Here is a 6,319-nt window from a genome sequence, read left to right as displayed (position 1 = left end):
CACCAGGAAGCGGAACGGCTCGCCATCGCTGGACGCAGCATATGGCGTCTTTGCCGCCTCGAGTATCTGCGGCCTGACCGGGTTGCCGGTGGTCACCGTCTTGGCGCCGGCAGCGCTTGCGCCTTCGGGCAGGAAGCCGCCGGCAATGGCATCGACGCGGCTCGACAGGGCCTTGTTCGCCCGGCCCATGACGGCGTTCTGTTCATGGATCAGCGTCGGCACTCTGCGCCGGGTCGCCGCGTAGAGCGGTGGCAGCGTCGGATAGCCGCCGAAGCCGACGACGGCCTCCGGCTTGATCCTGGCGATCACCCGCCCCGCTTGTCGCACGCCCTGCCAGATCGTCCAGAAGGCCGAGAGCATGGCAATCGGATTCTTCGAGCCCAGCGTCGCCGACGGGATCGAGTGGATGTCGACGGCCGGAAACTGGCTCGAATAGCGCTCCGCGCGGTGGTCGGTGGCGAGATGCACCTTCCAGCCGCGCTCGATCAGCTCATGCGCAAGCGCTTCGGCCGGGAACAGGTGTCCGCCCGTTCCGCCAGCCGCCAGCAGGATGACACCCTTCGACATCTCGCCTCATTCCGCCGCGATAGTGCGTTGCGGGAAGGAAAAGCCCATCTGCTTGCGCTTTTCCGGATGTCGACGCGTCAGCGCCAGCACCATGCCCATCGAGACGGCGATCGCGATCTGCGAGGAGCCGCCATAGGAGATGAAGGGCAGCGTCATGCCCTTGGCGGGCATCAGCTGCAGGTTCACGCACATGTTGATGGCCGACTGCAGGCCGAAAATGGTGACGAGCCCGCCGACGGCGTAGCGGGTGAAATCGTCCTGCTCCTTGAGCGCGGTGCTCAGCCCGCGCAACACGATGAAGGCGAAGATCGACATGATGAAGAAGCACATGATCAGTCCGAACTCCTCGCCTGCGACCGAGAAGACGAAGTCGGCGTGGCTGTCCGGGATAACGCGCTTCACCGTCCCCTCGCCCGGGCCGACGCCGAACCAGCCACCGTTGATCAGCGCTTCGCGGCCCATGTCGACCTGGAAGGTATCGCCTTCGCCGGTAAGGAACTTGTCGATGCGGGCGGCGACGTGCGGAAAGACCGTGTAGGCCGCGAACACGCCGCCGACGCCGGCAGCGCCCAAGACTATGATCCAGAACCACGGCAAGCCGGCCATGAAGAACATCACGCCCCAGGTGCCCAGCACCAGCATGGTCTGGCCGAGGTCAGGCTGCGCCACCAGAAGCGAGATCACCAGGGCGAGCAGCAGCATGGCGAACAAATTGCCCGGGATATCCGGCTGGCGCCTATGCTCGGCGAAAAGCCAGGCGCAGATGATGACGAAGGCCGGCTTCAAGAACTCGGACGGCTGGATGGAGAGGCCCGCGAGCGAGACCCAGCGCCGCGCGCCCTTGACCTCGACTCCGATGTAGAGCACCGCCACCATCAGCACCAGCATGATGCCCAGCATCACCAGCGACATGCGCCTTATTTGCCGCGCCTCCAGGAAGGAAACGGCCAGCATCACGCCGAGCGCCGGAATGGTGAAGATGATCTGCCTTGTGGCGAAGTGGAAGCTGTCGAGGCCGATACGCTCGGCGACCGCCGGGCTTGCCGCGAAGGACAGGACGATACCCAGCCCCATCAGCGACAGGAATGCCGCCAGGAACCAGCGATCGATCGTCCACCACCAGGTTGCGACTGGACTTTTGTCGAGACGGCTTTGCATCAACGTGGCCCTCCGATGGGTTTCACTCCATCAATAGCAGTCGCAGCTTGCCTGAAGGCTTCGCCGCGAACCTCGAAATTCTTGAACTGGTCGAAACTGGCGCAGGCCGGCGAAAGCAGCACCACTGCCTCGCCACCGGTGTCGCTGGCCGCGTCATGGGCGGCATGTTCGACTGCAGCCGCCAGCGTTCCGGATATTTCGTAAGGCACCGCCTCGCCCAGCGTGGCGGAAAAGGCGGGCGCCGCCTCGCCGATCAGATAGGCCTTGGCGATGCGCGGGAAGAAGCCGCGCAACGGCTCGATGCCGCCTTCCTTGGGCAGGCCGCCGGCGATCCAGTAGATGCGGTTGAAGCTCGACAGCGCCGGTGCCGCCGCATCGGCATTGGTTGCCTTGGAATCGTTGATGAACAGGACATGGTCCTTGCGGCCTACCTGTTCCATGCGGTGCGCCAGTCCGGGAAAGCTCTCCAGCCCCGCCTGGATCTCGCCGAGCTCCAGCCCGACCCTGAGGCAGGCCGCCACGGCGGCAAGCGCGTTCTGTGCATTGTGCTGGCCGCGTAGCGAGCCGATGCCCTCGAGGAAGGCGACACGGCTGTAGCGGCCGTTCATGGCCTCCATCAGATCGGTGCCGTCGGCGAAATAGCCGTCGGTCAGCGGCAGGCGCTTGGAGATGCGGATCACTTGCTTTCCGGCTCGCTCCAGCCGGTCGGCGATCTGGGCGCACCAGGAATCGTCAACGCCGATGATGGCGGTGTCGCTGCCGGCGACCAGCCTTTCCTTGATCGAGGCGTAATGCGCCATCGTGCCGTGACGGTCGAGATGGTCGGGCGTCAGGTTGAGCAGGATGCCGGCGGTCGGATTGATCGAGGGCGCGAGATCGATCTGGTAGGAGGAACACTCCACCACATAGTGCCGCTCGGGTTCCGGCGGATCGAGCGTCATGACGGCGCGGCCGATATTGCCGCCCATTTGGGTATCACGTCCGGCTGATTTCAGTATGTGCGCCGTCAGCGCCGTCGTCGTGGACTTGCCGTTGGTGCCGGTGATCGCGATGAAGGGAGCGCTCGGCGCGCGCTGATTGCGCTCGCGGCAGAACAGCTCGATGTCGCCGATCACCTCGACGCCGGCGCCGCGCGCCAGCTCCACCGCCCAATGCGGCTTCGGGTGCGTGAGCGGCACGCCGGGCGACAGAACGAAGGCGGCGAAGCGCGACCAATCGGCGGCGCGCAGGTCGCCGGTGGCAATCCCGGCGGCGGCGGCCTTGGCGACGCTGTCCGGATTGTCGTCCCAGGCGAGGATCTCGGCGCCGCCGGCGATCAGCGCATGCGCGGTGGCAATCCCCGAACCGCCCAGCCCGAAGAGCGAAACGCGTTTGCCAGAGAAGGATGCGGCGGGGATCAAGCGGTATCCTATCTGAGCTTGAGGGTGGAGAGGCCGACCAGCGCCAGGATGACGGCGATGATCCAGAAGCGGATCACCACCTGGCTTTCGGTCCAGCCGAGCTTTTCGAAATGATGATGGATCGGCGCCATCAGGAAGACGCGCTTGCCGGTCATCTTGAAGTAGCCGACCTGGATGATGACAGAGAGGATCTCCACCACGAACAGGCCCCCGACGATGACCAGCACGATCTCGTGCTTGGTGGCGACCGCGATGGTGCCGATCAGGCCGCCCATGGCCAGCGATCCGGTGTCGCCCATGAAGATCGCGGCGGGCGGCGCGTTGAACCACAGGAAGCCGAGGCCGGCGCCGATCACCGCGCCGAGCACGACGGCGAGTTCGCCGGTGCCGGGAACGAAGTGGATCTGCAGATATTCGGCGAAGACCGCATTACCGGAAAGATAGGCGATGACGCCGAAGGACGCCGCCGCGATCATGATCGGCACGATCGCCAGGCCGTCGAGCCCGTCGGTCAGGTTCACAGCATTGCCGGCACCGACGATGACGAAGCAGGAGAACGGCACGAAGAACCAGCCGAGATTGATCAGGAATTCCTTGGCGAACGGAAAGGTCAGCGAGGACGAGAACGGCGCCTGGCCATTGTGCATGATCACCCAGGCGGCGATGCCGGCGACGACGAATTCGATCGCTAGCCGCGCCTTGCCGGAGAAGCCCAGATGCGACTGCTTGGTAACCTTGAGATAGTCGTCGTAGAAACCGATCGAGCCGAAGCCGACGGTGACCAAGAGCACCACCCAGACATAGATGCTGGAGAGGTTCGCCCACAAAAGCGAGGAGCCGATGATGCCGGACAGGATCATCAGCCCGCCCATGGTCGGCGTTCCGGCCTTCTTGAAATGTGTCTGCGGCCCATCGGCGCGGATCGGCTGACCCTTGCCTTGCCGCAACCGCAGCGAATTGATGATCGTCGGCCCGAAGATGAAGACGATCAGCGCCGAGGTGATCAGCGCGCCGCCGGTGCGAAAAGTGATGTAGCGGAAGACATTGAAGGCCGAGATCTTGTCCGCGAAATCAACGAGTAAAGTGAGCATGCGCTTCCGTCCCCCGGAGCCCGACCTCAGGTCGGTTCAATGGTTGTGGCTTCCGCCGGAAATTTGCCGAGCAATGCCTCGACCAGCTTTGAAAACCCGATGCCTTTCGACGATTTGACCATCACCACGTCGCCCGGCCTGATTGCCGACATCACGACCGGCTTCAGTTCTTCTGCGCCTGCCCGGTATTCGGTTTCCACATCGGAGGGCAAAACGTCGGCCAGCGCCCGCATCTCCGGACCGCCGAGAAAGACGTTGCGCGTCCCGGTACCGACGATGAGCTCGGCGAGCGCCGCATGGAGTTTCGCGGAGTGGCCGCCGAGTTCCAGCATGTCGCCAAGCACGGCGATGCGTCTGCCCTCGCCCGAGACAGGCGTGGCGTTGAGCAGCGCCATGGCTGCCGCCATCGACGCCGGGTTGGCATTGTAGCTCTCGTCGATCAGCGTGATCGGGCCGTTCGGATGACGCAATATGTGGCGCCTGCCCCGCCCGCGCTCGGCTGAGAGATCGGCGAGCGCCGCCGCCACCTTGTCGAGATCGGCGCCAACGAGTTGCGCAGCACCGAGCACCGCAAGCACATTCTGCACGATGTGCCGGCCAGGCGCCCCGACGCGGGCGGTTACGTCCTTTTTGCCGATCTTGACGACGATGTCGGAATGGTCGGCATGAAGCTCGCAGCCCGCAAGGCGGAAGGCCGAGCGGACGTTTTCGCCGAAGCCGAAGACATGCTCGACACCGGCCTCTTTCGCCATTTTCCCGAGCAGCTTCCAGCGCGGGTCGTCGCGGTTGAGCAGCGCGCCACCGCCGGGCTCCACCCCCTCGAAAATCTCGGCCTTGGCCATGGCGATCTCGTCGAGATTCTTGAAGAAGCCGAGATGGGCGGCGGCAATCAGCGTCACGATCGCGACATGCGGCCTCACCATCTTGACCAGCGGCCTGATCTCGCCGGGATGATTCATGCCGATCTCGAAGACCGCGTAATCGCAAGCTTCCGGCATGCGCGCCAAGGTCAGCGGCACGCCCCAGTGGTTGTTGAACGACTGCGCCGAGGCATGCACCTTGCCGACTGCCGACAGCACATGCCGCAGCGCCTCCTTGGTGGTCGTCTTGCCGGCCGAGCCGGTCACCGCGATGATCTTCGCCCTTGAGCGGGCGCGCGCGGCGACGCCGAGCTTTTCCAATGCCGCGAGCACATCCTGCACCACGATCATCGGCGCCGTCAGACGGCCGAGCGACGGCAGCTTGCCCTCGGCGACGACCAGCACGGCAGCACCCGCCTTCACCGCCGCGGTCGCGAAATCGTGGCCGTCCATCGTCTCGCCCTTGATGGCGAAGAAAGCATCGCCGGGCTCAAGGCTGCGGCTGTCGATGGAGATGCCGGTGATGCCTTCCGGCAGCGTGCCGATCGGCCTGCCACCCATGGCTTCGACGAGAGCCTCCGACGTCCAGAGCAGGTTCATGCAGCGCGCTCCTGCAGCGCCTCGCGCACTTCCTCATGGTCGGAGAAGTGGAAGGTTTCGGTGCCGATGGTCTGGCCTTCCTCATGTCCTTTGCCTGCGACGATCAGCGTATCGCCGGCGTGAAGCATGGCAACCGCCTCATGGATCGCCTTGCGCCGGTCGCCGATTTCGATGGCGCCGGGCGCCGCGGCAAGGATGGCCGCCCGGATGGTTTCGGGAATTTCCGTGCGCGGATTGTCGTCAGTGACGATGACGACATCGGCGAGCCTGGTCGCGATCTCGCCCATGATCGGCCGTTTGCCGCGATCGCGATCGCCGCCGCAGCCGAAAACTACGACCACGCGGCCCGTGGTGAAAGGGCGAACCGAGGTCAGCACGTTTTCCAGCGCATCCGGCTTGTGCGCGTAGTCGACATAGACAGGAGCCCCGGCCGCCGTCGTGCCGACGAGGTCGAGCCGCCCCGGCGCGCCTTTCAGTTTCTCCAATGCCGCCAAAGCCTTACCGACGGATGTTCCAGTCGAGATGGCGAGGCCGGCTGAAACCAGCGCGTTGGCGATCTGGAAATCGCCGGCGAGCGGCAGGTCGATTTCGTGGAGGACGCCGTCGACTTCAACCTCGGCGCGCTGACGGCGCCGTTCATGCT

The 6,319-nt window shown here is 64.9% G+C and carries 6 protein-coding genes; all 6 read right to left on the bottom strand.

What is annotated here, in order from left to right; translation table 11 throughout:
• Positions 1–567: glycosyltransferase (locus EOA29_RS21530; RefSeq protein WP_189478953.1), on the bottom strand; the 567-nt coding region annotated here is incomplete at its 3' end.
• Positions 568–573: 6 nt separating this feature from the next.
• Positions 574–1,725 (bottom strand): putative lipid II flippase FtsW, encoded by a 1,152-nt coding sequence (gene ftsW / locus EOA29_RS21525; RefSeq protein WP_126093086.1) that lies wholly within the window; start codon positions 1,723–1,725, stop codon positions 574–576.
• Positions 1,725–3,125, bottom strand: a complete 1,401-nt coding sequence (gene murD / locus EOA29_RS21520) for a UDP-N-acetylmuramoyl-L-alanine--D-glutamate ligase (RefSeq protein WP_126093085.1) — start codon at positions 3,123–3,125, stop codon at positions 1,725–1,727. Before murD ends, ftsW begins: the two co-directional genes overlap by 1 nt.
• 8 nt (positions 3,126–3,133) lie before the next feature.
• Complete coding sequence (mraY, locus tag EOA29_RS21515; protein ID WP_066990736.1) at positions 3,134–4,216, bottom strand: phospho-N-acetylmuramoyl-pentapeptide-transferase; 1,083 nt, start codon at positions 4,214–4,216, stop codon at positions 3,134–3,136.
• A 26-nt stretch (positions 4,217–4,242) separates the two neighbouring features.
• Positions 4,243–5,676 carry a UDP-N-acetylmuramoylalanyl-D-glutamyl-2,6-diaminopimelate--D-alanyl-D-alanine ligase gene (locus tag EOA29_RS21510; protein ID WP_126093084.1) on the bottom strand — a complete coding sequence of 478 codons (1,434 nt, stop codon included), beginning with the start codon at positions 5,674–5,676 and terminating at the stop codon, positions 4,243–4,245.
• A partial coding sequence (locus tag EOA29_RS21505) for a cyanophycin synthetase (protein WP_281061101.1) occupies positions 5,673–6,319 on the bottom strand: 647 nt, incomplete at its 5' end. The genes EOA29_RS21510 and EOA29_RS21505, both read right to left, overlap by 4 nt.

This window comes from Mesorhizobium sp. M1E.F.Ca.ET.063.01.1.1, from assembly GCF_003998155.1.
Taxonomy (GTDB): domain Bacteria; phylum Pseudomonadota; class Alphaproteobacteria; order Rhizobiales; family Rhizobiaceae; genus Mesorhizobium.
The sequence above is the reverse complement of the archived record's forward strand: the minus strand, read 5'-3'. Positions and strand labels throughout refer to the sequence as shown.